The sequence below is a fragment of the Pseudomonas sp. 39004 genome (assembly GCF_028682155.1).
Classification (GTDB): Bacteria; Pseudomonadota; Gammaproteobacteria; order Pseudomonadales; family Pseudomonadaceae; genus Aquipseudomonas; species Aquipseudomonas capeferrum.
On record NZ_JANIAG010000011.1, the window covers coordinates 1 to 24,734 of the forward strand.

At 62.5% G+C, this 24,734-nt stretch carries 23 protein-coding genes; 19 read left to right on the forward strand and 4 right to left on the reverse strand.

The features are described from left to right. Window positions 1–273: 273 nt before the first annotated feature. Both NP534_RS03405 and NP534_RS03410 read right to left on the reverse strand, forming a co-directional pair. The gene (locus NP534_RS03405) at window positions 274–1,494 is read right to left on the reverse strand and encodes a CaiB/BaiF CoA transferase family protein (protein ID WP_274097779.1); all 1,221 of its coding nucleotides are present in this window, start codon (window positions 1,492–1,494) and stop codon (window positions 274–276) included. A gap of 14 nt (window positions 1,495–1,508) precedes the next feature. Continuing rightward, window positions 1,509–2,690: an acyl-CoA dehydrogenase gene (locus tag NP534_RS03410; RefSeq protein ID WP_047583850.1), complete on the reverse strand. Its 1,182-nt coding sequence runs from the start codon at window positions 2,688–2,690 to the stop codon at window positions 1,509–1,511. A 163-nt stretch (window positions 2,691–2,853) separates the two neighbouring features. Here NP534_RS03410 and NP534_RS03415 point away from each other — a divergent pair, with 163 nt between their 5' ends. The 10 genes from NP534_RS03415 (at window position 2,854) to NP534_RS03460 (ending at window position 12,608) form a co-directional block, all read left to right on the forward strand. Next, complete coding sequence (locus tag NP534_RS03415; RefSeq protein ID WP_274097780.1) at window positions 2,854–3,753, forward strand: LysR family transcriptional regulator; 900 nt, start codon at window positions 2,854–2,856, stop codon at window positions 3,751–3,753. A 436-nt stretch (window positions 3,754–4,189) separates the two neighbouring features. Further along, entirely contained in the window at window positions 4,190–5,311 is a 1,122-nt protein-coding gene (locus NP534_RS03420) for a Re/Si-specific NAD(P)(+) transhydrogenase subunit alpha (RefSeq protein WP_274097781.1), read from the forward strand. An 11-nt stretch (window positions 5,312–5,322) separates the two neighbouring features. Next, entirely contained in the window at window positions 5,323–5,637 is a 315-nt protein-coding gene (locus NP534_RS03425; RefSeq protein WP_033702562.1) for an NAD(P) transhydrogenase subunit alpha, read from the forward strand. 2 nt (window positions 5,638–5,639) lie between these two features. After that, window positions 5,640–7,076 (forward strand): NAD(P)(+) transhydrogenase (Re/Si-specific) subunit beta, encoded by a 1,437-nt coding sequence (locus NP534_RS03430; RefSeq protein WP_274097782.1) that lies wholly within the window; start codon window positions 5,640–5,642, stop codon window positions 7,074–7,076. Between the two features lie 188 nt (window positions 7,077–7,264). Continuing rightward, window positions 7,265–8,758, forward strand: a complete 1,494-nt coding sequence (locus tag NP534_RS03435) for an acetyl-CoA hydrolase/transferase family protein (RefSeq protein ID WP_033702560.1) — start codon at window positions 7,265–7,267, stop codon at window positions 8,756–8,758. A 319-nt stretch (window positions 8,759–9,077) separates the two neighbouring features. Further along, window positions 9,078–9,293, forward strand: a complete 216-nt coding sequence (locus NP534_RS03440) for a DUF1127 domain-containing protein (protein WP_186661706.1) — start codon at window positions 9,078–9,080, stop codon at window positions 9,291–9,293. Between the two features lie 294 nt (window positions 9,294–9,587). Next, window positions 9,588–9,905, forward strand: a complete 318-nt coding sequence (locus NP534_RS03445) for a DUF2388 domain-containing protein (RefSeq protein ID WP_033702558.1) — start codon at window positions 9,588–9,590, stop codon at window positions 9,903–9,905. Window positions 9,906–9,993: 88 nt separating this feature from the next. Further along, window positions 9,994–10,299 carry a DUF2388 domain-containing protein gene (locus NP534_RS03450; RefSeq protein WP_186663668.1) on the forward strand — a complete coding sequence of 102 codons (306 nt, stop codon included), beginning with the start codon at window positions 9,994–9,996 and terminating at the stop codon, window positions 10,297–10,299. A 36-nt stretch (window positions 10,300–10,335) separates the two neighbouring features. Further along, window positions 10,336–10,656 (forward strand): DUF2388 domain-containing protein, encoded by a 321-nt coding sequence (locus NP534_RS03455; RefSeq protein ID WP_027591949.1) that lies wholly within the window; start codon window positions 10,336–10,338, stop codon window positions 10,654–10,656. Beyond that, window positions 10,653–12,608, forward strand: coding sequence for a DUF7844 domain-containing protein (locus NP534_RS03460; RefSeq protein WP_274097783.1), 1,956 nt, complete (start codon window positions 10,653–10,655; stop codon window positions 12,606–12,608). Before NP534_RS03455 ends, NP534_RS03460 begins: the two co-directional genes overlap by 4 nt. 7 nt (window positions 12,609–12,615) lie before the next feature. On the opposite strand, the gene NP534_RS03465 is transcribed toward NP534_RS03460, so the two are convergent. Beyond that, window positions 12,616–13,017, reverse strand: a complete 402-nt coding sequence (locus NP534_RS03465) for a GFA family protein (RefSeq protein ID WP_274097784.1) — start codon at window positions 13,015–13,017, stop codon at window positions 12,616–12,618. A 267-nt stretch (window positions 13,018–13,284) separates the two neighbouring features. Here NP534_RS03465 and NP534_RS03470 point away from each other — a divergent pair, with 267 nt between their 5' ends. The 9 genes from NP534_RS03470 to NP534_RS03510 all read left to right on the forward strand — a co-directional run bounded on the left by NP534_RS03470 (window position 13,285) and on the right by NP534_RS03510 (window position 23,468). Continuing rightward, window positions 13,285–14,592 (forward strand): CitMHS family transporter, encoded by a 1,308-nt coding sequence (locus NP534_RS03470; RefSeq protein ID WP_033702554.1) that lies wholly within the window; start codon window positions 13,285–13,287, stop codon window positions 14,590–14,592. 72 nt (window positions 14,593–14,664) lie between these two features. Further along, entirely contained in the window at window positions 14,665–15,435 is a 771-nt protein-coding gene (locus tag NP534_RS03475) for a TerC family protein (RefSeq protein WP_274097785.1), read from the forward strand. Between the two features lie 232 nt (window positions 15,436–15,667). Then, window positions 15,668–17,326 carry a Na/Pi cotransporter family protein gene (locus NP534_RS03480; protein ID WP_274097786.1) on the forward strand — a complete coding sequence of 553 codons (1,659 nt, stop codon included), beginning with the start codon at window positions 15,668–15,670 and terminating at the stop codon, window positions 17,324–17,326. A 30-nt stretch (window positions 17,327–17,356) separates the two neighbouring features. After that, the gene (locus tag NP534_RS03485; protein ID WP_047583845.1) at window positions 17,357–18,763 is read left to right on the forward strand and encodes a M16 family metallopeptidase; all 1,407 of its coding nucleotides are present in this window, start codon (window positions 17,357–17,359) and stop codon (window positions 18,761–18,763) included. Window positions 18,764–18,856: 93 nt separating this feature from the next. Continuing rightward, on the forward strand, window positions 18,857–19,879 hold the full coding sequence (locus tag NP534_RS03490; protein WP_274097787.1) for a DUF5924 family protein: 1,023 nt from the start codon (window positions 18,857–18,859) through the stop codon (window positions 19,877–19,879). A gap of 87 nt (window positions 19,880–19,966) precedes the next feature. Continuing rightward, window positions 19,967–21,100: an ABC transporter permease gene (locus NP534_RS03495; protein WP_186655280.1), complete on the forward strand. Its 1,134-nt coding sequence runs from the start codon at window positions 19,967–19,969 to the stop codon at window positions 21,098–21,100. Continuing rightward, the gene (locus tag NP534_RS03500; protein ID WP_274097788.1) at window positions 21,097–21,888 is read left to right on the forward strand and encodes an ABC transporter ATP-binding protein; all 792 of its coding nucleotides are present in this window, start codon (window positions 21,097–21,099) and stop codon (window positions 21,886–21,888) included. The genes NP534_RS03495 and NP534_RS03500 overlap by 4 nt, the downstream gene beginning before the upstream one ends. A gap of 3 nt (window positions 21,889–21,891) precedes the next feature. Then, the gene (locus NP534_RS03505) at window positions 21,892–22,830 is read left to right on the forward strand and encodes an MlaD family protein (protein WP_274097789.1); all 939 of its coding nucleotides are present in this window, start codon (window positions 21,892–21,894) and stop codon (window positions 22,828–22,830) included. Then, the gene (locus tag NP534_RS03510) at window positions 22,827–23,468 is read left to right on the forward strand and encodes an ABC-type transport auxiliary lipoprotein family protein (protein WP_274097790.1); all 642 of its coding nucleotides are present in this window, start codon (window positions 22,827–22,829) and stop codon (window positions 23,466–23,468) included. The genes NP534_RS03505 and NP534_RS03510 overlap by 4 nt, the downstream gene beginning before the upstream one ends. Here the strand turns inward: NP534_RS03510 and NP534_RS03515 are convergent. Beyond that, the gene (locus tag NP534_RS03515) at window positions 23,450–24,679 is read right to left on the reverse strand and encodes a nucleoside recognition domain-containing protein (protein ID WP_033702545.1); all 1,230 of its coding nucleotides are present in this window, start codon (window positions 24,677–24,679) and stop codon (window positions 23,450–23,452) included. The genes NP534_RS03510 and NP534_RS03515 overlap by 19 nt on opposite strands. Window positions 24,680–24,734: the final 55 nt, after the last annotated feature.

Sequence of the window (24,734 nt, forward strand, 5' to 3'; positions counted from 1 at the left end):
GTAGCGGGAGGCGAATCATACAGCGTTTAGAAGCGCTGTCAACCACCATCTTAACCGCTGACGATCTTTCGATCGAAGCCCTTCAAACTTCGTCTTGACTATTTAACTCGTTGAAACTCAAGGAGTTTTTCGTTCCGACTACGCTGGAAGTGGGGCGCATTATAAGGGGATTCGAAACCCCGTCAACCCTTAATTCCAATAAACTTCGATATCGCTGAAAAGCAAAGCGGGGAGGCCTTCGTCCTCCCCGCTATTTCATTGCTCTATATAGCCTCAAAGCACCCCGGCACTGCGTAAGCGGTGTACCGCCTCGGCGTCCAGCCCCAATACATCACTCAATACCGCCTCGGTATGCTCACCCAACAACGGTGGCGCCCGTCGGTACTCGACCGGTGTCTCCGACAGCCGAATCGGGCTGGCCACCTGCGGCACGCTCCCCGCCAGCGGGTGCGCGATACTCACCGCCAAGCCACGCGCTACTACCTGCGGGTCCTGGAACATCTGCGCCAGGTCATTGATAGGCCCGCAGGGCACGCCAGCCGTCTCAAGCTGGCTCACCCATTCTGCAGTGGTCTTGAATACCGTTGCCTGACGAATCAACGGAATCAGCTCACCACGATTGGCAACCCGCAGCTTATTGGTAGCGAAGCGCGGGTCATCCGCCCATTGCGGCCGCCCCGCCACCTCGGCGAACTTGCGAAACTGACTGTCGTTACCCACGGTAAGAATGAAATCGCCATCGGCCGTGGGGAAGTCCTGGTAGGGCACGATGTTGGGATGCGCATTGCCCAGGCGCCGGGGCGGGTTGCCCGTAGTCAGGTAGTTCATGGCCTGGTTGGCCAGGCATGCCACCTGCACATCGAGCAATGCCATGTCGACATGCTGACCGATGCCAGTTTGATCCCGATGGGCGAGGGCGGCCAAGATAGCCACCGTCGAATACAGCCCAGTGAGGATGTCAGTCAGCGCCACGCCAACTTTCACCGGCCCCGCGCCTTCCTCGCCCTCAGGCCGCCCGGTCAGGCTCATCAGCCCGCCCAGCCCCTGGATCATGAAGTCATAGCCCGCGCGCTTGGCATAAGGCCCCGTCTGACCGAAGCCGGTAATGGAGCAATAGATAAGCTTCGGGTTTAGCGCCTTCAGGCTTTGGTAATCCAGCCCGTAGGCCGCCAGGCCACCTACCTTGAAGTTCTCGATGACGATATCCGACTTGGCCGCCAGCTCACGCACCAGGCGCTGGCCTTCAGGCTGAGTGAAGTCGATCGTCACCGAACGCTTGTTGCGGTTGGCCGAAAGGTAATAAGCCGCCTCGCTGGTGTTCTCTCCCTGGGCGTCCCGGAGAAAGGGCGGGCCCCAAGAACGGGTATCGTCGCCACTGCCCGGGCGCTCGACCTTGATCACGTCAGCACCAAGGTCAGCCAGAATCTGGCCAGACCAGGGGCCGGCCAACACGCGCGAAAGGTCCAGCACCCGCAGATGTGATAGCGCGCCCATGGGCTGGCTCCTTATTAATAGAAGGCCTGGATGCCGGTCTGTGCACGCCCCAGGATCAGCGCATGCACGTCATGGGTACCCTCATAGGTGTTGACCACCTCGAGGTTGACCAGGTGGCGGGCCACACCGAACTCGTCGGAAATGCCATTACCCCCGAGCATGTCACGCGCCATGCGAGCGATATCCAAGGCCTTGCCGCACGAGTTGCGCTTCATGATCGAAGTGATCTCGACAGCCGCTGTGCCTTCATCTTTCATACGCCCCAGGCGCAGGCAGCCCTGCAGTGCCAAGGTGATTTCGGTCTGCATGTCGGCGAGCTTTTTCTGGATCAACTGGTTGGCTGCAAGCGGGCGGCCGAACTGCTGACGGTCCAGGGTGTATTGACGCGCGGTATGCCAGCAAGCCTCAGCGGCGCCCAATGCCCCCCAGGAAATGCCATAGCGCGCCGAGTTCAGGCAGGTGAACGGGCCCTTGAGGCCACGCACGTCCGGGAAGATGTTCTCTTCAGGTACGAATACGTTGTCCATCACGATTTCGCCGGTGATCGAGGCGCGCAGGCCGACCTTGCCATGGATCGCCGGGGCACTGAGGCCTTCCCAGCCCTTTTCCAGCACGAAGCCGCGGATATCGCCCGCGTCATCCTTGCCCCAGACCACGAACACATCGGCGATCGGGCTGTTGGTGATCCACATCTTGCTGCCGGTCAGGCGGTAGCCACCGTCGACCTTCCTGGCCCGGGTGATCATCGAACCGGGGTCGGAGCCATGGTTAGGCTCGGTGAGGCCAAAGCAGCCGATCCATTCACCACTGGCCAGCTTGGGCAGGTACTTCTGCTTCTGCGCCTCGGTGCCAAATTCGTTGATCGGTACCATGACCAGGGAAGATTGCACACTCATCATCGAGCGATAACCCGAGTCGATGCGCTCTACCTCGCGTGCAATCAACCCGTAGCACACATAATTCAGGCCGCTGCCCCCGTACTGCTCGGGAATGGTCGCACCCAGCAAACCGATTTCGCCCATCTCGCGGAAGATTGCCGGGTCGGTCCGCTCATGGCGGAATGCCTCGAGCACTCGCGGCGCCAGCTTGTCCTGGGCAAACTGATAAGCGCTGTCACGCACCATGCGCTCTTCTTCAGTGAGCTGCTGATCCAGCAACAGCGGATCGATCCAGTGGAAGCTTGCTTTACCGGCCATGAGTGAAATCCTCGATATAGAGAGAGCAAATTCTTGTGCCCTTGAGCCTAGGCCTGATCGGCTGCCGGGACAAACGAGGATTGCGCACGGATTAGTGATAATTTGTCACTCCGTAAATCGGCAGAACGCCACATTGACAGCCTTACAAGTGAGGTTGACGTACATGCGCCGCAAGATCCCCAGTACCGCCGCCCTGGTCTGCTTCGAGGCGGCGGCGCGTAACGAGAGCTTTACCAAGGCTGCGCAAGAGCTTGCGCTGACCCAGAGCGCCGTTTGTCGGCAGATCGGTGGCCTGGAGGCCTTCCTTAATGTCGAACTGTTTCGTCGCTCACGGCGTGGGGTAAAACTGACCGAGGCGGGCCTGTCCTATAGTCGCCAGGTCGCCGCGCAGCTGGATGCCGTTGAGCGCGACACCCTCTCGGTGATGCGCCAGCAAGGCGCCAACGTGATCGAACTGGCGGTGGTCCCGACCTTTGGCACCCAATGGCTGCTGCCCAGGCTCAAGGACTTCCAGCAGGGCCACCCGGACGTCACCGTCAACCTGACCAACCGCACCCGCCCGTTCCTGTTCGCCGACACCGCCTTTGATGCCGCCATCTATTTCGGTGATGCCGACTGGTCAGGCACCCAGTCGCACCGGCTGATGGGCGAAAACCCTGTACCCGTGTGCAGCCCGACCATGCTGGACGGGCAGGGCATGCTCGACGCCCGGCGCATTGCGCAACTGCCCTTGCTGCAGCAGACCACACGCCCGTATGCCTGGCGACAGTGGTTCGCCAGCCTGGGCATGAACGTGGAGCGCGACATGACAGGCCCACGCTATGAACTATTCTCCATGCTTGCGCAGGCAGCGATGCACGACATGGGCGTCGCACTGATACCACCCTTCCTGATTCAGCGAGAGTTGCAGGAGGGTAGGTTGGTAGTCGCTAACAGGCATGCCCTGAGCAGCGACAAGGCCTACTATCTGATGATTCCCGAGCGCAAGGTTGAGTCCGCTTCGCTGCGCGCCTTCCGCGACTGGCTGGTGGCACAAGCCAAGCAATACACGGCGTCAGCGTAGGAACACGGCGCAACCTGACCCCGTAGTCAATTATTTTAAACACCTACAGATATATGTATTTGTCGCATATACGTAAACTGTTATGTAAGCCTGAAAATCCCCTTTAACCCTGCTGACTACGCGGCTTTCAGGGCGGAATTGCGACATTCAGCAAGTCGTAAGCGAATTACGGCCATTTTTTTTGATTTTTTCTCCTAATCTCCCAATAGCCCATGTTTGACGGGCTGCGACGGTAGGCTTGCGACATACGGTCACAGGGTGACTTGTAGTTTTAACTTCGTTTCGCTCCATAACCGGTTGTAGGCCCCCGGGTTCATCTGCAAAATGCCTGGCCCGCCTAGGACTCGGCGGGTTGACGCTCAACGACCGCACCAGCGCACCACCCGAAGTACGCTGGCTTCCACAAAGACAAAAGGTCACCGCAGGAGATAAAGTCGTGCACATTGGTGTTCCTCTCGAGACGCAGACGGGTGAGACAAGGGTCGCCGCGACCCCTGAAACCATCAAAAAACTGGTTGCTCAAGGCCATCAGGTCACCGTCCAACGGGGGGCAGGGCTAAACGCCAGCATTCCGGACAGTGCCTATGAGGCCGTGGGTGCCTCCCTGGGAAGCGCCGCCGACGCCTATGGCGCGCAACTCGTACTCAAAGTGGTCGCGCCCAATGATCAGGAGCTCGCGCTGATCAGCAGTGGCAGCCTGCTGGTGGGTATGCTCAACCCGTTCAACGGCGAACTGATCGGCAAGATGGCCGAGCGCGGCATCACTGCCTTCGCCCTGGAAGCAGCGCCACGTACCTCACGTGCGCAAAGCCTCGACGTGCTGTCGTCGCAGGCCAACATCGCCGGTTACAAGGCAGTGCTGCTGGCCGCTCACTACTACCCGCGCTTCATGCCCATGCTGATGACCGCCGCCGGCACCGTTAAGGCTGCCCGCGTGCTGATTCTGGGCGCCGGCGTTGCAGGGCTGCAGGCCATTGCCACGGCCAAGCGCATGGGCGCCGTGATCGAGGCCTCGGATGTGCGCCCCGCCGTCAAGGAGCAGATCGAGTCGCTGGGCGCCAAGTTCATCGATGTGCCTTACGAAACCGACGAAGAGCGTGAGTGCGCCGAAGGCGTGGGTGGCTATGCGCGGCCGATGCCGGCCAGCTGGATGCAGCGCCAGGCCCAGGCCGTACACGAGCGCGCCAAGCAGGCCGATATCGTCATCACCACGGCATTGATCCCGGGCCGCAAGGCGCCGACCCTGCTCAGCGCTGAAACCGTCGCGCAGATGAAGCCGGGCTCGGTGGTCATCGACCTGGCGGCAGCCCAAGGCGGCAACTGCCCGCTGACCGTTGCCGACCAGGTGGTGCTGGAAAACGGCGTGACCATCGTCGGCCCCACCAACCTGCCAGCCCAGGTGGGGGCCGATGCGTCGGCGCTGTACGCACGCAACCTGCTGGACTTCATGAAGCTGTTGTTCGACAAGGACAACGCGCTGGTCATCAACCTCGAAGACGATATCGTCGCGGCCTGCCTCATGTGCCGCGACGGGCAAGTCGTCCGCAAGAACGGCTAAGGAGCACGACAATGGAAGACATGCTGATTTCCCATGGCATCTACAACCTGATCATCTTCGTGCTGGCCATCTATGTGGGCTACCACGTCGTGTGGAACGTTACCCCGGCATTGCACACGCCGCTGATGGCGGTCACCAACGCCATCTCCGCCATCGTCATCGTCGGCGCCATGCTGGCCGCCGCGCTGACCGTGACACCGGCCGGCAAGGTGATGGGTACGCTCGCCGTGGCCTTGGCCGCAGTCAACGTGTTCGGTGGCTTCCTGGTCACCCGTCGCATGCTTGAGATGTTCAAGAAGAAAGCCAAGAACGAGGCGAAGAAGTAAGCATGAGCATGAATCTGGTAACGCTTCTCTACCTGGTCGCCTCGATCTGCTTCATCCAGGCGCTCAAGGGCCTTTCGCACCCGACCACGTCACGCCGCGGCAACCTGTTCGGCATGATCGGCATGGGCTTGGCCATCGTCACCACCGTTGGCCTTATCTATAAGCTGGGCACAGAGCTGGCGACTGCCGGCATCGGCTATGTGATCGTCGGCCTGCTGGTCGGCGGCACCGCTGGCTCGGTCATGGCCAAGCGAGTCGAGATGACCAAGATGCCGGAGCTGGTCGCCTTCATGCACAGCATGATCGGCCTGGCTGCGGTATTCATCGCCATTGCCGCCGTGCTTGAGCCCCAGTCGATGGGCATCGTCGCCGCCATCAGCGACCCGATCCCCACCGGCAACCGCCTGGAGCTGTTCCTCGGTGCAGCCATTGGTGCCATCACCTTCTCAGGTTCGGTAATCGCCTTCGGCAAGCTGTCGGGCAAGTACAAGTTCCGCCTGTTCCAGGGCGCACCGGTACAGTTCGCCGGCCAGCACAAGCTGAACCTGATCCTTGGCCTGACCACCATCGCCCTTGGCCTGCTGTTCACCTTCACCGGCCATTACAGTGCCTTCACCCTGATGCTGGCCCTGGCCTTCATCATGGGCGTACTGATCATTATCCCGATCGGTGGCGCGGACATGCCGGTGGTGGTGTCGATGCTCAACAGCTATTCGGGCTGGGCCGCTGCGGGTATCGGCTTCTCGCTGAACAACTCGATGCTGATCATTGCAGGCTCACTGGTCGGCTCCAGCGGTGCGATCCTCTCGTACATCATGTGCAAGGCGATGAACCGTTCGTTCTTCAACGTCATCCTCGGCGGCTTCGGTGGCGCGACGGATGTTGCAGGCCCAGCGGGCGCCCAGGAAGCTCGCCCGGTAAAATCCGGCTCGGCCGACGACGCCACCTTCCTGCTCAGCAATGCCGACACGGTGATCATCGTGCCTGGCTACGGCCTGGCGGTTGCCCGTGCCCAGCACGCGTTGAAGGAGCTGACCGAGAAGCTGACCCACAACGGCGTGACTGTGAAGTACGCGATCCACCCGGTGGCAGGCCGTATGCCAGGGCACATGAACGTGCTGCTGGCCGAAGCCGAAGTGCCTTACGACCAGGTGTTCGAGATGGACGACATCAACGCCGAGTTTGGCCAGGCCGATGTGGTACTGGTGCTGGGCGCCAACGACGTGGTCAACCCGGCAGCGAAGAACGACCCCAAATCGCCGATTGCCGGCATGCCGATCCTTGAGGCGTTCAAGGCCAAGACCATCATCGTCAACAAGCGCTCCATGGCCAGTGGCTATGCAGGCCTGGACAACGAACTGTTCTACCTGGACAAGACCATGATGGTATTCGGTGATGCCAAGAAGGTAATCGAGGATATGGTCAAAGCGGTGGAGTAACTCCATCGCGGCAAACCGTGCGCTATATAAGAAGCCCCGCCGAGAAATCTGCGGGGCTTTTTGCATTTGCCTGATCCAGATCAACGGCTCTACTTCCGGGCTTCTCATACGACCATGGTCGTGGGACGGCAACCGGCGAAATCTCTAGACTGCGCTCCAGTAGCTTCAGTAGCCTGAGATAACAATCCATGTACCGTGATCGTATCCGCTTGTCCTCCCTGCACAGCAAGGTAATGAGTGCGGCTGATGCCGCTGGTCTGATCGAGGACGGCATGACTGTCGGCATGAGCGGTTTCACCCGCGCCGGCGAAGCCAAAGCCGTACCCCATGCCCTGGCCGAACGTGCCAAGCAGTCGCCACTGAAAATCAGCCTGATGACCGGCGCCAGCCTGGGCAATGACCTGGACAAGCAGCTGACCGAGGCCGGCGTGCTGGCCCGCCGCATGCCCTTCCAGGTCGACAGCACCTTGCGCAAGGCCATCAACGATGGCCAGGTGATGTTCATCGACCAGCACCTTTCGGAAACCGTCGAACAACTGCGCAACCAGCAGCTCAAGCTGCCGGATATCGCGGTTATCGAAGCGGTGGCCATTACCGAGCAAGGCCACATCGTGCCGACCACCTCGGTGGGCAACTCGGCCAGCTTCGCGATCTTCGCCAAGCAAGTGATCGTCGAGATCAACCTGTCGCACAACGCCAACCTCGAAGGCCTGCACGACATCTATATCCCGACCTACCGCCCGACCCGCACACCGATCCCGTTGGTCAAGGTCGATGATCGCATCGGCAGCATGGCCATCCCGATCGACCCGGCCAAGATTGTCGGTATCGTCATCAGCGACCAGCCGGACTCGCCGTCCACCGTGTTACCGCCTGACCACGAGACCCAAGGCATCGCCGACCACCTGATCAACTTCCTCAAGAAGGAAGTCGACGCCGGCCGCATGACCAACAAGCTCGGCCCGCTGCAGGCCGGTATCGGCAGCATCGCCAACGCGGTGATGTGCGGTTTGATCGATTCGCCGTTCGAAGACCTGACCATGTACTCCGAAGTACTGCAGGACTCGACCTTCGACCTGATCGACGCTGGCAAGCTGAGCTTTGCCTCGGGCAGCTCGATTACCTTGTCCAGCCGCCGCAACGCGGATGTGTTTGGCAACCTGGAGCGCTACAAGGACAAACTGGTGCTGCGCCCGCAAGAAATCTCCAACCACCCCGAGGTGGTACGCCGCCTGGGCATCATCGGTATCAACACCGCACTGGAGTTCGATATCTACGGCAACGTCAACTCCACCCACGTCTGCGGCACGCGGATGATGAACGGCATCGGCGGTTCTGGCGATTTCGCCCGTAACGCCCACCTGGCTGTGTTCGTCACCAAGTCGATTGCCAAGGGTGGGGCGATTTCCAGCGTGGTGCCGATGGTCAGCCACGTTGACCACACCGAGCACGATGTCGACATCCTGGTCACCGAGCAGGGTCTGGCAGACTTGCGCGGCCTGGCGCCACGCGAGCGCGCCCGGGCGATCATCGACAACTGTGTGCACCCGGATTACCGCGCAGCGCTTAACGATTACTTCGAGCGTGCGTGCCAACGTGGTGGCCATACCCCGCACATTCTGCGCGAGGCGTTGAGCTGGCACGAAAACCTGGAAGAGACTGGGCGTATGCTCGCCAGTTGATCAGTTGGAAGGGGGCTGCTGCACAGCAGCCCTTTCGCGACGCAAGGTCGCCCTCATGATCATCTGAACAAACTGTACTACTGTACTGATCATCACGCTTCAAGCCTGCCTTCACAAACCTGTCTTTACTCATTAACGCACCATAAAAGTGCAGACCAGTACAGTTGCGCCTATTTCGAGTGCAACAGTAGGGTTACACAGTTAACTGAACCATCGTAATGCAACAGAACTGTATCTACTGTTATGGACAAGAGAGGAGGATCATTGGCATCAGTTAAATCACTACCTAATCCCGCCATAAGCGGAAGGATGAAACATCATGGAACGTACACTCAGTTCCGGTCTGGTTTTTGAAAGCAACGCCCAGCAATCCAGCGCTTCGATGCCTCTGCGCGCTCTGTCCACCCTGCTGCTGTGGCAGCGTCGCATGGCCAGCCGCCGTCAACTGGCTCGCCTGGACTCCCGCCTGCTGGCCGACGCCGGTATCAGCGAGTCGCAGCGTTACGAAGAGCTGAGCAAGCCTTTCTGGCGCTAAGCTCCGGCTTGCCGGCTGCGGCCGGCACCGCAAATTCCAAAACCCGTTGCAGGTGACTGCAACGGGTTTTTTGTGTCTGGCCCTCGCGCTAGAGCACTTGGCAGCACAACAGGTACAGTTTATTTAAAATCATAAACACACCAGCACAGTTTTTGAGCGCGCCGTTCATTAACATCCAGAAACACCGGCGCGTGATACGCTTGGCTTAACAGTCTGGTAGAACCGGATGTTGAAAAAGTACCGAGGCGCGCAGTGCGAGCGTCCGATTAGCAGAATCCCCAGGAGTCCACGATCATGTCCCGTAAACATCTGATTGGCGCCGCCCTGATGCTGAGCCTGGCAGGCACCGCCAGCGCCACCAGCTTCGTCGTCACCACCGACGCAGTCGTGGGCGCTGTAGCCGCCTCGACCGACGCCACTTCCGACGTGTCTTCGTCGTTCCGCGACGACAAGATCGTCCAGGCCGCCCGTGACGACGCCGCCAGCTTCGTCGGCAGCCAAGGCGCTATTCGCGGCGCCAAGCTGGAAAGCGCCTTCCTGCACATTCGTGGGCAAATGCCGACCCTGCAGGCCAGCGACGCACAGTTGGCACAGGCCATCCTGGCGCTCTGACCTGCCACCGAGCCATGCGGCTGCGCGGGTGTTCGCCCGCACAGCCGCATGCGCCTTCACTGCCCACGTTTTCAGCCTTTAGAAGCCCATGCGTTATCTTTTGCCGTTGTTGTTCGCCGCCGTTGGCGTGCCCCTGAGCATGGCAAGTGCCCATGCCATGGACACCACCACACAAAGCCTGGTCATCACCGGCTATGTCACCAGCCAAGTCACCACCGCGCCGTTCGACCGCAAGCTGGTCAGCCAAGCCCGTGACGATGCAGCAGCATTCGTCGCCAGCGATGGCATGATTCGCGGTGCGCGCCTGGAAGCGGCTCTCGATTCACTGCGCCACCACTGTGCACGGCAGGCTGTCGGCGACCTGGAACTGGCGCAGGCAATTCTCGTCCAATGACTACACCTGACTCCCTGTATTTTTCGGAGATGCTCCATGCGTAAACCGCTGATCGCCGCTACCCTCGGCATGCTGCTGCTGGCCGACCTGGCCCAGGCACAGACTCTGGTGGCCACCAGCAATATCATCGTGCGCGCCTTCGGCCGCTCGATCGATTTCACCTCAGACACCACGACATCGATCCGTGACTCCAAAGTCGTGCGTGAAGCGCACGACGATGCTGCCAGCTTCGTCGCCAGCAACGGTGACATCCGTGGCGCCCAACTCGAGGCTGCCTTCAACACCCTGCGCGAGCGCCTGCCTGAAGCGCGTGGCGCCAGCGACCAGGTACTGGCCGAAGCCATCTTGGCACTGTGAACCAGGTGCGTGCCTGGCTGCTCGGCTGCGCCCTGACGCTGCTCGGTACGCCCGCCCTGGCCGACCTGCAGCTGGTGCTGCAGGCTTCCGGCCTCGACCCTCAACAAACTCAAGCCAGCCAGGCACTGCTCGACGAAGCGCTGGGCAAGCTGCCGCCGCGCTTCAAACAGCAACTGGACCGGCGTGTGCTGGTCAGCTGGAGCGCGCGCATGCCTGCCGACGCATATGGCCAGGCATCGCTGGTTTCCACCCTGGAGCTCAACAGCCGCCTGTTGCCAGGGCTGGCCGATGGCAGCGCCGCCCACGAACGTACCGACCGCCCGCATGGCACCGTGCGGGAGGAGCTGTTGGCCACTGTGCTGCATGAGCTGACCCACATTTACGACCGCGCACGGCTATGGCCCGCTACCGAGCGCTCGCTGATCGCCCGCTGCAAGCGCCAGCAGGGCACCGTGGGCAAAGTCGGCCTGCCAGAGGCGTGCCGCGGCCAGGCCGAGCGGCGCTTCACCTTGAGCGATGACCCACGCCTGCTCGACCTTGCCGGCTGGCAGCAGTATGTCGGCCGCCGTGGCGAACGCGAGCAGCACAACGGCCAGTTCGTACGCAGCCCCGACAGCTATGAGCTGAGCAGCCCCAAGGAATTCATCGCGGTCAATATGGAGTACTTCCTCCTCGACCCGAGCTATGCCTGCCGGCGCCCAGCCTTGAACCAGTACCTGCGCGACCACTTCGGCTGGGCCCCCGAGCAGCAAGCCTGTGCCAAAGGCCTGCCGTTCCTCAATGCCGGCAGCGACTTCGCCCGCCAACCATTGGGCGAGATCGACCCCGAGCGCGTCTATGAGGTCGACTACCTGCTGGCCGAGGCCAATCAGAACTGGGTCAGCCGCTGGGGCCACAGCATGCTGCGCCTGGTCATCTGCAAGCCTGGGCGGCCGCGCGGCCCGGATTGCCGCCTGGACCTCGACCAGCACCTGGTGCTGTCGTACCGCGCCTTCGTCAATGATGTGCAGCTGTCCAGTTGGGACGGCCTGGTCGGCGCTTACCCGTCGCGGTTGTTCGTGCTGCCGTTGGGCCAGGTGATCGACGAATACACCAAGACCGAGCTGCGCAGCCTGGCCTCGATCCCGCTCAGGCTCGACCGCCAGGAAGTCGAGAGCCTGGTGCGCCAGGCTGCAGAAATGCACTGGAGCTACGACGGCAATTACTACTTCCTGTCCAACAACTGCGCGGTCGAGTCGCTGAAACTGCTGCGCAGCGGCACGGCTAACCCACGCCTGAACGACCTGGACAGCATCATGCCCAACGGCTTGCTGGAAGTGCTCAAAGGGCGGGGCATTGCCGATACCCGTGTGCTCGATGACCCACGCGAAGCGCTGCGCCTGGGTTACCGCTTCGACTCCTACCGCGACCGCTACCAGGCCATGTTCGACGTGCTTAAAAAACAGCTGCCGATCAAGCAGGACAAGGTCGAGGACTGGCTGGCCCTGGATGCCGAGCAGCGCCGCAGCTGGTTCGCCCAAGCCGACCTGCGCACCAGCGCCGCCTTGCTGCTGCTGGAACAGGCCAGCTTGCGGCGCCAGCTGTTGCTGGCCCAGGACGAAGTCAAGCAGCGCTACCTGAACGCTGCTGCACTGAAGGATGGCAGCATCGACAAGGCCAACCAGACGCTGCAGCAGATGCTCGCCAATAGCGGTTTTCTCAGCCGCCCGGCAGAACTGCTGGATGCCAAAGGCTACGGCCTGCCGCAGCCTGATGAGCGCAAGCACCTGGAGAAGGTCAGCAGCGAGCGGCAGGCCCAGTTGCTGCGGTTGAGCACCGACCTGGACAAAGAGGTGAGGGCGCTGCTGGACCCGTCGCGGGCCAAGGAAATTGCCGCGATAGAGGCCAACGTGAAGCAAGTGGGCGAGCATTTGCGGGCATTGCACAAGGCCGCAGGTGGGCTGCAGTTGTAGGAGAGGCCTACAAGCTTTCCTCAGCCTCGCCCGGCAAGTCCTCATCCAGGTGCAACCAGGGCAGCCGGCTACCAATCCAGATATGCCGGTTGGCCCGCACCCGTTCCGGGTGGTCCAGCGTCGCCACCGTCACATCGATGCTGTGCGGGCTGTGCGCAGTGACCAGTGCCACATGCGCCCCGCAATGCCCACAGAAGTACCGGCTGCAACTGGCCGGCGCCACATAGCAGTTCGGCTCGCCCGACAGCCATTGAAAACCCGTGCGGGGCAGGGTCAGCCAGGTCACCACCAAGCCACCACTGACCCGCCGGCAAATCGTGCAATGGCAGTGGGCAACATCCGTCAGCGTGCCCTCCAACCGATAACGCAAGGCGCCACAATGGCAGCCACCCTCGGTCACATCCTGCATCACCTACCTCCTGTCGCCTTTGTCTCAGCGAAAGCTGGCTGAAAGCTTGCCCTCATAGGATAGCGCCCACTACCGGCACAAGACCGGTCAGCCAGGGCATCCGGAATTTTCCGCGCCCGGCCCAATCAACAACAACAATGGTGATTCTGATGTATTCCTGTGCCCGCCCTCTCGTAGTGCCCCTTCGCAAGCTCCCTGCGCAGCGCCCGACGCGCTGATCCGCCCGAATCGACAGTCCTTTCGCCGCGCCACGCCTGGAGTATTGCCATGCTGACCTTCCTCGGCTTTGCCATGGTCATCACCTTCATGTACCTGATCATGACCAAGCGCCTGTCGGCCTTGATCGCGCTGATCCTGGTACCGATCCTGTTCGCCCTGTTCGGTGGTTTTTCCGCCAAGATCGGCCCGATGATGCTCGAAGGCATCAGCAAACTCGCGCCCACCGGTGTGATGTTGATGTTCGCCATTCTCTATTTCGCCCTGATGATCGACTCTGGCCTGTTCGACCCGGCCGTGCGCAAGATCCTCAAGCTGGTCAAAGGCGACCCGCTGAAAGTCTCGGTGGGCACCGCCGTGCTGGCCCTGGTGGTCTCGCTCGACGGTGACGGCGCCACCACCTACATGATCTGCTGCGCCGCCATGCTGCCGATGTACAGCCGCTTGGGCATGAGCCCGCGGATCATGGCCGGCCTGATCATTCTCGCCGGCGGTGTGATGAACATGACCCCGTGGGGTGGCCCGACCGCCCGCGCCGCCAGCGCCCTGCACGTGGACCCATCGGACATTTTTGTGCCGATGATCCCGGCGATGCTGTTCGGCGTGCTGGCGATCCTGGCCATTGCCTATATGTACGGCAAACGCGAGCGTGCCCGCCTGGGCGAGCTGCACCTGCCGACCGACGACATCGACCACAGCGAAATCACCGTTTCGCAGTACCCGGATGCACGCCGCCCCAAGCTCCTGTACTTCAACGGCGCCTTGACCGCAGCCCTGATGGTTGCCCTGATCGCAGGCGTACTGCCACTGCCGGTGCTGTTCATGATCGCCTTCAGCATCGCCATGATCGTCAACTACCCCTGCCTGCAACAGCAGAAGGACCGCATTGCCGCCCATGCCGGTAGCGTGCTGGCCGTCACCGGGTTGATCTTTGCCGCCGGTATCTTCACCGGCATCCTGTCGGGCACCGGCATGGTCGATGCCATGTCCAAGAGCCTGCTGGCGGTCATCCCCGATGCAATGGGCCCGTACCTGGCGGTGATCACTGCGATCGTGAGCATGCCGTTCACCTTCTTCATGTCCAACGACGCCTTCTACTACGGCGTGTTGCCGGTGCTTGCCGAAGCGGCCAGCCACTATGGCATCAGCCCGGTCGAGATGGCCCGTGCGTCGATCGTCGGCCAGCCGGTACACCTGCTCAGCCCCCTGGTACCCTCCACCTACCTGCTGGTGGCCCTGGCCGGCATCGAATTCGGCGACCACCAGCGCTTCACCTTGAAGTGGGCAGTTCTGGTGTGCCTGTGCATAATGCTCGCCGCATTGCTGATGGGCATTTTCCCGCTGTTCAGTAGTCTTTAATAAACACGTATTACCCTACCGCGACGCGCCCCTTGTCCGGGCGCGTCGCCTTTATCGCTCGAAGGAATACACATGGAATGGCTGACCAGCCCGGAAATCTGGGTTGCCTTTTTCACCCTCACCGCGCTTGAGATCGTGCTCGGGATCGACAACATCATCATGATCTCGATCCTGGTCAGCCGCATGCCCAAGCACATGCAGCCACGTACCCGGATCTTCGGCCTGGCCCTGGCCATGGTCACGCGCATCCTCTTGCTGCTGTCGATCACCTGGGTCATGCGCCTGACTGCCGACCTGTTCGAGGTCTTCGGCCACGGCATCTCCGGGCGCGACCTGATCCTCTTCTTCGGTGGCCTGTTCCTGCTGTGGAAGAGCTCGCAGGAGATCTACCACGGCCTGGAAGGCGAAGACGAAAGCAGCGACGAGCCAAAAGGCGCGGGCGGCAAGTTCTTCTACACCATCATCCAGATCGCCATCATCGACATCGTGTTCTCGCTGGACTCGGTGATCACCGCAGTAGGCATGGTGTCTCATGTGCCGGTGATGATCGCCGCCATCGTCGTCGCCGTGCTGGTGATGATGCTGTGCGCCGGTGCCATCAGCAACTTCATCGACAAGCACCCTTCGCTGAAGATGCTCGCGCTGTCGTTCCTGATCGTGGTCGGTACCGTACTGATCGCCGAATCGTTCGACGTGCATGTGCCAAAAGGCTACGTCTACTTCGCCATGGCGTTCTCGCTGGCGGTGGAAGCGATCAACATCCGTATGCGCACTGCCTTGTCGCGCAAGGATGGCAAAGAGAGTGATCCGGTGAAACTGCGCAAGGACATTCCGGGTCAATAAACCCAGGAAGCGTTTTGCAGAAAAGGGCCCTACGGGGCCTTTTTTCGTTTCTGAGGCCACAGAAATACAGGGCAATCATTCATGCGCGGTGTGTTTCAAATGAATGACAGCCATGCGAAGCTGGCAACAGCTGCGCAAAACAACTAAAGCTTTGAGTGGGCACTGAAATTTCTCAAGCGCCCACGCTCCACTTCTTGGCCCGCATGGGCCATCGGCAACAGGGGGCTTCGCCATGCTGACCCTGCTCAACCTGCTCTCGGCCGTGACGCTATTGGTCTGGGGCACACATATCGTGCGTACTGGCATCCTGCGGGTATTCGGGTCCGACCTGCGCCGCATCATCAGCCAGAACATGAACAAGCGCCCCCTGGCGTTCATCGCCGGGATCCTCGTCACCGCCATGGTGCAGAGCAGCAACGCCACTGCCATGCTGGTCACATCCTTCGTTGGCCAGGGCCTGATGGCCATGACGCCGGCCCTGGCGATCATGCTCGGCGCCGATGTCGGCACCGCGCTCATGGCCAGGGTGCTGACCTTCGACCTGTCGTGGCTGTCACCGCTGCTGATTTTTCTGGGGGTGATCTTCTTCCTTTCCCGCAAGCAGACCCGGGTCGGCCAGTTGGGCCGGGTAGGGATCGGGCTTGGCTTGATCATCCTGGCCCTGGAGCTGATCGTGCAGGCCGCTGCGCCGATCACCCATGCCCAGGGGGTGAAAGTGCTGTTCGCCTCGCTGACCGGCGACATCTTGCTCGATGCCCTGGTCGGCGCGCTGTTTGCCATGATTTCCTATTCCAGCCTGGCGGCCGTGTTGCTCACCGCGACGCTGGCCGGCGCCGAACTGATCAGCTTGCCGGTGGCCATCGGCCTGGTGGTCGGTGCCAACATCGGTAGCGGCTTGCTGGCGTTCATCAGCACCAGCATGCAGAACGCCGCCGGGCGGCGTGTGGCCCTGGGCAGCTTGCTGTACAAGCTGATCGGCCTGGTGCTGATCATTCCGGTGCTGCACCCGCTGGTGACGTGGATGGACACACTGAGCTTCAGCCCTCAGGAACTGGTGATCGGCTTCCACCTGCTCTACAACACCTTGCGCTGCCTGATCATGCTGCCCACCGTCAAACCCATGGGCCGACTGTGCAACACCTTGCTGCCCGAACGCGAAAACGGCAACGGCCAAGTGCGCCCGCGCCACCTCGATGCCTCGGCGCTCGACACCCCCAGCCTGGCACTGGCCAATGCCGCCCGCGAGACCCTGCGCCTGGGCGATATCGTCGACAGCCTGCTCGAAGCCATGCTCGGCGCCCTGCGCGGCACCCAGACAGCCCTGCCACAGCAGGTGCGCGCCTTGGGCGAGGACGCCGAGGCCTTGTACAGCGCCATCAAACTGTACCTGGCGCAAATGACGCGGGAGGACCTCAGCGAGCGCGACAACCGGCGCTGGGCCGAAATCATCGAACTGGCGATCAACCTCAAGCTGGCCTGCGACCTGGTCGAGCGCATGCTGCGCAAGGTCCAGCAGCAGAAAACCAGCCAACGCCGGGCGTTTTCCCAGGTCGGCCTGGAGGAACTGACCGGCCTGCAAGAACAGCTGTTGTCGAACCTGCGCCTCGGCCTGTCGGTGTTTCTCAGCGCAGACCCCGAGAGCGCGCAGCTGCTGCTGCGCGAAAAACGCCGTTTCCGGGCGCAGGAAAGGCGCCTTGCCCACGCGCATGTCAGCCGCCTGCAACGCAAGGTGGTGCAAAGTATCGAGACCAGTTCGCTACACTTGGAGCTGATTGCCGACATGAAGCGGTTGAACTCTTTGTTCTGCAGCAGTGCCTATGTGGTACTAGGCGGCTCTGACACCGGCGGGCTGATGCTCGACACTGTGCCGGACGAAGCCCGCTTGCCGTGATTTCGCCTACCAGGAGAGCCAAGCTCGCCCATGCGTTGCCTGATGTTCGTTTGCCTGCTGATCTGCAGCCTGCCCACCCTGGCCCTCGACCGCTCGCGGGTAGAGGGGTACCTGTTGCCCAACGGTCTGCAGGTCATCCTCAAGGACGGCTATGAACGTGACCACGTGGCCATCCGCCTGGTGGTCGGGGTTGGCCTGGATGACTTCGACTGTGAGCAGAAGGAGCTGCCACACCTGCTCGAGCACCTGCTGTTCAGCGGTATCGACGAAACCGGCGAGGGCGGCCTGGAAGAGCGCCTGCAAGCCTTGGGTGGCGAGTGGAACGCCTATACCAGCAGCGCCGACACCACGTTCGTGATCGAGGCACCTGCGCGTAACCAGCGTAAAGTGCTCGACCTGCTGCTGGCGGTGATCCGCGACACCCCTATCGACGCCAAGGCCCTGGCCACGGCGAAAAGGATCATCGAGCGCGAGGACGGCGGCCACTATGGCCACCTGCAACGCTGGCTGGACCGCCAGGACATCGGCCACCCCGCCAGTGACCAACTGGCGACCGAACTGGGCCTCAAGTGCGCCGAGCGCTCGAACATCGACGACATGACCCTGGAGCAGGTGCAGGCCTTGCGCGACCGCTGGTACGCGGCCAACAACATGACCCTGATCATGGTCGGCGGCCTCGACCGCCTGCTGCCGGCGTACCTGGAGCGCACCTTTGGCGAGCTGCCGGCAACCGAGCCGGAAGAGCGCCGCAACCTCGAAAGCATCAGCCAGCAGGCCGAGCAACGCCGCGACCTGACCCGCGGCTGGCTGGGCGACAGCGTCAAGCTGCACTGGCTGTTCATCGAGCCGGTGCTGGACAACGACCATCAGCCGACCCTCGACCTGCTGTCGCGCTACCTGGATTGGGCGCTGTATGACCAGCTGCGCCTGCGCAATGGCTTGTCCTACGGGCCGTCGGTACAGCGCGAGAGCTTCGGTGACAGCGGCATGCTCAGCCTCAACGCCGACCTGGAACGCGACGACGTCGACCAGGCGGTCAAGGTGATGCAGGGGTTGTTCGACCACCTGCGCAAGGAAGGCCTCGACCCGGACACCTTCGCCCGCATCAAGGGCGCCAGCATGGCCCGGGAAAGCTGGAGCACCCAGGGCAACAGCGCCTTGGCCGACTACTACTGGGGGGCGTTGAACGACTACAACGACGGGCGCTTTGCCAACCCGGTGCGCAAGTTGCGGCAGGTCAGCCTGGCGCAGGCCAACGAAGCGTTGCAGGCTCTGCTCAAGGATCAGGGCTACCTGCGCATCGAGAAGCCCCTGCTGGGTTATGACGAGCTGTACGGGTTGCTCGCCTTGCTGCTGGGGCTGATCCTGGCGGCCGGGTTGCTGCGTTGGCGCCGGCATACCCCGCAACCACCGAGCGGTGCTACACGCAAAGCGTGATTCGGCGGTATCCTTTAGCCAGTACCGGCCTCTTCGCGGGGTTGCCCGAAAAGAGACCGGCACAGCCACCCTATCTCTCCCTGTTGTAGACCCATGCCCCCAATTCCCCGCATCGTCCAGCGCATCATCGAACTGCTTAAACGCTACCCCGGCATCATCGCGCTCGGAGGTTTCCTCTCCGGCATCGGCAGCTTCATCCTGGTCGACCGCCAGGCCGGCCTGGCCAGCTGGGTGGCGATCCTGATGCTGGTCAGCTGGGTCTGGCTGATGCTGGAAAACACCCTCACCGGCCTGTTCGCCCGCACCTTCAAGCGCGAGATCCCGCAACCGTTGCTGCGCTATGCGACGCAGATGATCCACCAGGAAACACTGTTCTTCGTCCTGCCGTTCTTCTTCATCACCACCACCTGGAACAGCGGCCAACTGGTGTTCACCGGCCTGCTCGCCGCCGCCGGGCTGATCTCGATCGTCGACCCGCTGTACTACAAGTGGTTGGCGCCACGGCGCTGGCTGTTCCTCGCGCTGCACACACTGACCTTGTTCGCGGCGCTGCTCACCGCACTGCCGATCATTCTTCACCTGACCACCGCGCAAAGCTTCAAGTTGGCATTGATCATTGCCATGGCCCTGTCGTTCCCGAGCCTGGCCAGCAGCTTCCCGGTCAATACCTGGCGGCGCGGCGTGGCGCTGGTTCTGGTAACCCTGTCGGTGGGCGGCGGGGGGTGGTTGCTGCGCTCGTGGGTACCACCGGCGACGTTGTGGATGACCGAAGTGGCCGTGAGCACCGAAGTACTCAATCGCCAACCTGGCGAGTCGCTGGACGAGATTGCCGCCAGCCGCATCAAGACCAGCGGGCTGTATGCGTACACCTCGGTCAACGCACCCCGGGGTCTGAACGAGCGCATCTACCACGTGTGGCAAAAAGACGGCAAGGAAGTGGACCGGATTGCGCTGGATATTCATGGCGGGCGCAAGGAAGGCTACCGGGCCTGGACCCACAAGCAGAACTTCCCGCCTAACCCGGTCGGTAAATGGCAGGTGAGGGTGCTGACCGAGGACGGCCAGGTGATCGGGGTGCTGCGGTTCAAGGTGGTCGACGATGCGCCGAGCCCATAGCTTCCTGGTTTAAGCACACAATCAATAAACCGCCCCATGCCCTCTGCGCTATGATCAGCCCCTAAGCCTTAGCGCCGAGTCAGTTGCATGGAGCCTATGACACCCCCCAGCGCCACCTTGGACACCAGCCACCAACCGCCCTGCCTGCGTATTACCGGTGACTGGACCCTGGCCCACTACGCCAGCCTCAAGCGCGACAGCGAACGCCTGCGCACGCAATGCAGCAACGACGCCGTTGCCGACCTCAGCCAACTGGGCCGTCTCGACACCGCCGGCGCCTCGCTGCTGGCCGAACTGCTCGGCGCCGAACGCCTGTCGCACTGCACCGATGGCCTGCCCGACGCCAGCCGTGCCCTGCTCAAGACCGTGTACTGCTCGGTGCAGGACTACTGCATTCCGGTCAAGGAGGCCGAACGCCCGGTGCTGCTGTTGCTGCTCGAGCGTATCGGCCGTGCCGTCAGCACCCTCTGGCAAGACACCCGGCAGTTGCTCGGCTTCGTCGGCCTGATTCTCGAAACCTTGCTGCGCCGGGCCTTCCAGCCCCACCGCTGGCGGCTTACGCCGGTCGTGGCGCACATCGAACAGACCGGCCTGGATGCTGCGCCCATCGTCGCCTTGCTGACCTTTCTGGTGGGCGCAGTGGTGGCGTTTCTGGGCGCAACGGTGCTGGCCGCGTTCGGCGCGACCCTTTTCACCGTCGACCTGGTGGCGTTCTCGTTCTTGCGTGAGTTTGCCGTGCTGTTGACCGCCATCCTCATGGCCGGCCGCACGGCCAGTGCCTTCACCGCGCAGATCGGCTCGATGAAGGCCAACGAAGAAATCGACGCCATCCGTACCCTGGGCCTCAACCCCATGGAGCTGCTGGTGGTGCCACGGGTATTGGCACTGCTGATTTCGTTACCACTGCTGACCTTCCTCGCGATGATCTGCGGCATCGTCGGCGGCGCGGTGGTGTGCGCCCTGTCGCTGGACATCTCGCCCGCCATGTTCCTGTCGCTGCTGCAAACCGACATCGGTGTGCAGCACTTCCTCGTCGGCCTGGCCAAAGCACCGTTTTTTGCCTTCCTGATCGCCGCCATCGGCTGCCTTGAAGGCTTCAAGGTCAGCGGCAGCGCGGAGTCCGTGGGCGCCCACACCACCTCGGCAGTGGTGCAGTCGATTTTCGTGGTCATCGTGCTGGATGCGGTGGCGGCACTGTTCTTCATGGAGATGGGCTGGTGAGTGGCCGGGAAACCGTGATCGAGGCACGGGGCATCTGTAACCGCTTCGGCAGCCAGAGCGTGCATGAAAACCTCGACCTGGACCTGTACCGGGGCGAGATCCTTGCCGTGGTCGGTGGTTCGGGTAGCGGCAAATCGGTGCTGTTGCGCAGCATCATCGGCCTGCGACGGCCAAACGAGGGGCAGATCAAGGTATTTGGCCAGGACCTGGCCGAGTTGCGTGAAGAACAGCGTTCGTTGGTCGAGCGACGCTTCGGCGTGCTGTTCCAGAAGGGCGCGCTGTTCTCGTCGCTGACCATCACCGAAAACGTCGCCTTGCCGCTGATCGAACACGCCGGCTTGTCCCGCACCGACGCCGAGCACCTGGCCGGGGTCAAGCTGGCCCTGGCCGGGCTGCCCATCTCGGCCGCCGACAAATACCCCGCCTCGCTGTCCGGCGGCATGATCAAGCGCGCAGCGCTGGCACGTGCCCTGGCGCTGGACCCGGACATCCTGTTCCTCGACGAGCCCACCGCAGGCCTCGACCCGATCGGCGCCGCCGCGTTCGACCAGTTGATCCTGACCCTGCGCGACGCACTCGGCCTGTCGGTGTTTCTCATCACCCACGACCTGGACACCCTTTACACCATCACTGACCGGGTGGCGGTGCTGTCGCAGAAAAAGGTCCTGGTGGCCGGCCCCCTGGCCGAGGTCGAGCAAGCCGACGACGCCTGGATTCAAGAATACTTTCACGGCCCACGCGGGCGCGCAGCCGAACAGGCCGCCGCCCGCCCGGGCCAGGAGCGCTGAACGATGGAAACCCGAGCACATCACGTCCTCATCGGCCTGGTCACCGTCCTGGTGGTGGCCGGTGCCATGCTGTTTGGCCTGTGGCTGACCAAGTCCAGTGTCGACGATGCCTTCAAGGATTACGAAGTGGTGTTCAACGAAGCCGTCTCGGGCCTGTCCCGCGGCAGCCCGGTGCAGTACAACGGCATCAAGGTGGGCGACGTGTCGACCCTGCGCCTGGACCCGAAGGACCCTCGCCGCGTGCTGGCCCGGGTACGGCTGAGCGGCGACACGCCGGTCAAGGAGGATACCCAGGCCAAGCTGACCCTGGCCGGGGTCACCGGCAACGCGTTCATCCAGCTCAGCGGCGGCACGCCGCATAGCCCCGAGCTCAAGGGCAAGGATGGCAAGCTGCCGGTGATCATCGCCTCGCCTTCGCCAATCTCGCGCCTGCTCAACGACAGCAGCGACCTGGTTACCAACATCAATCTGCTGCTGCACAACGCCAACCTGATGTTCTCGGAAGACAACATCGGCCACCTCAGCAGCACCCTGGCCAATCTCGACAAGACCACCGGGGCCTTCGCCGGCCAGCACGGCAGTATTGCCGAGGCCATCACGCAACTGGTGCAGGTCGGCAAACAGGCCAGCGCCACCCTGGCCGAAACCCAGGCACTGATGCGCAACGCCAACGGCCTGCTCGGCAGCGAGGGCAAACAGGCCATCGGCAGCGCCGAGCAGGCCATGCAGTCGCTGGCCGAAAGCACGGCGACCATCAATGCGCTGCTCAAGAACAACAGTGAGGCCATCGGTGACGGTGCCCAGGGCCTGAACCAGCTAACCCCCGCCATCCGCGAGCTGCGCGAAACCCTCAACGCACTCAAGGGCATTTCCCGGCAGCTGGAGGCCGACCCGAGCGGCTACCTGCTCGGACGCGACAACAACAAGGAGTTCCAGCCATGAACGCATCGCTGCGCCTGTTGGCCCTGGCGGCCGCGGTGAGCCTGGCCAGTGCCTGCTCGATCCTGCCGCAAAGCGAACCCGTGGACCTGTATCGCCTGCCGGTGAACCAACCCAGCCGCGTTGCCGCGCCGCTGGACTGGTCGCTACGGCTCAACAAACCGCTGGCCAGCGAAGTACTGGCCGGCCCACGGATCGCGGTGATCCCACAGGGAGACGTGGTCAGCAGCTACAAGGGCGCACGCTGGAGCGACGCCGCGCCAGTGCTGCTACGCAACCGCCTGCTCGATGGCTTCCAGCGTGACGGCCAGGTTCAACGCCTGAGCGCCGATGACAGCAACCTGCAGGCCGACTACGAGCTGGCCGGCGAGCTGCAGGCGTTTCAGAGTGAGTACCGCCCGGACGGGGCCGTGGAGGTGGTGATTCGCTACGATGCGCGTCTGGTCCAGGGGCGCAGCCAGCGTATCCTCGCCAGCAAACGCTTCGAGATCCGCCAACCGCTGGCCGCCAGGCAGGTTTCGGCGGTGGTGGCAGGCTTCGGCGGCGCCAGCGACCAACTGGTCGGGCAGGTGGTCAGCTGGACCGTCACCCAGGCCACGCAGGCCCAAGCTCAGGTCCAGGCTCAGCCGAAGAACCAGTAGCAGACCAAGATCGCCGCGACCACGCCGGAAAATTCGGCCAGCAGGGCGCAACCGACCGCGTGGCGTACCCGCTGGATGCCCACGGCACCGAAGTACACCGCCAGCACATAGAAGGTGGTCTCGGTGCTGCCCTGAACGGTCGCCGCGACCAGTGCCGGGAAGCTGTCCACACCGTGGGTCTGCATGGTCTCGATCAACATGGCCCGCGCCGCACTGCCCGAGAACGGCTTGACCAGCGCGGTGGGCAGGCCTTCGACGAAGCGGGTATCCATGCCCATCCAGTTCACCGCATGGCGAATGCCGTCCAGCGCCAGCTCCAGCGCGCCCGAGGCGCGCAGTACGCCGACTGCCACGAGCATGGCCACCAGGTAGGGCAGCAGGCTCTTGGCCACATCGAAGCCTTCTTTGGCGCCTTCGACAAAGGCTTCGTACACCTTGACCCGCTTCAGCGCACCAATCACCAGGAACAGGATGATCACGCCGAACAGCGTGAGGTTGCCAAGGATCGACGACAGGCCCGCCAGCGCAGCCGCCGACAAGGTGCCGAGGAAGGCCATGAAGCAGCCCAGCAGCAATGCACCGGGGATCAGGTAGGCCAGCACCACCGGGTCCCACAGGCGCAGGCGCTGCATCACCGCCACCGACAGCAGGCCCACCAAGGTCGACACGCTGGTAGCCAGCAGAATCGGCAGAAACACCAGCGTCGGGTCGGTCGCGCCTTGCTGCGCGCGGTACATGAAGATGGTCACCGGCAACAGGGTCAGCGACGACGCATTGAGTACCAGGAACAGGATCTGCGCGTTGCTTGCGGTGCTGCTGCTGGGGTTCAGCTCCTGCAGCGCACGCATGGCCTTCAGGCCGATCGGCGTGGCTGCGTTGTCCAGCCCCAGGCCGTTGGCCGCGAAGTTCATGGTGATCAGGCCCAGGGCCGGGTGCCCCGGCGGCACCTCGGGCATCAGCCTGGCGAACAGCGGGCCGAGAACCTTGGCCAGCCACTCGACGATACCGGCCTTCTCGGCGATTTTCAGAAAGCCCAGCCACAGGGTCAGGGTACCGAACAACAGGACCATCACCTCCACCGACAGCTTGGCCATGGCGAAGATGCTCTCGACCATGGCGGCGAAGATGCCGGCGTTGCCGCCGATCAGCCACTGGGCCAGGGCGGAGACGGCCGCCACCAGGAAAAAGCCGAGCCAAAGGCCGTTGAGCATCCGATTGTTCCCCCTGAAAAGTGCCCGAATGATAACGGAGATTGCAGGCGCCCAC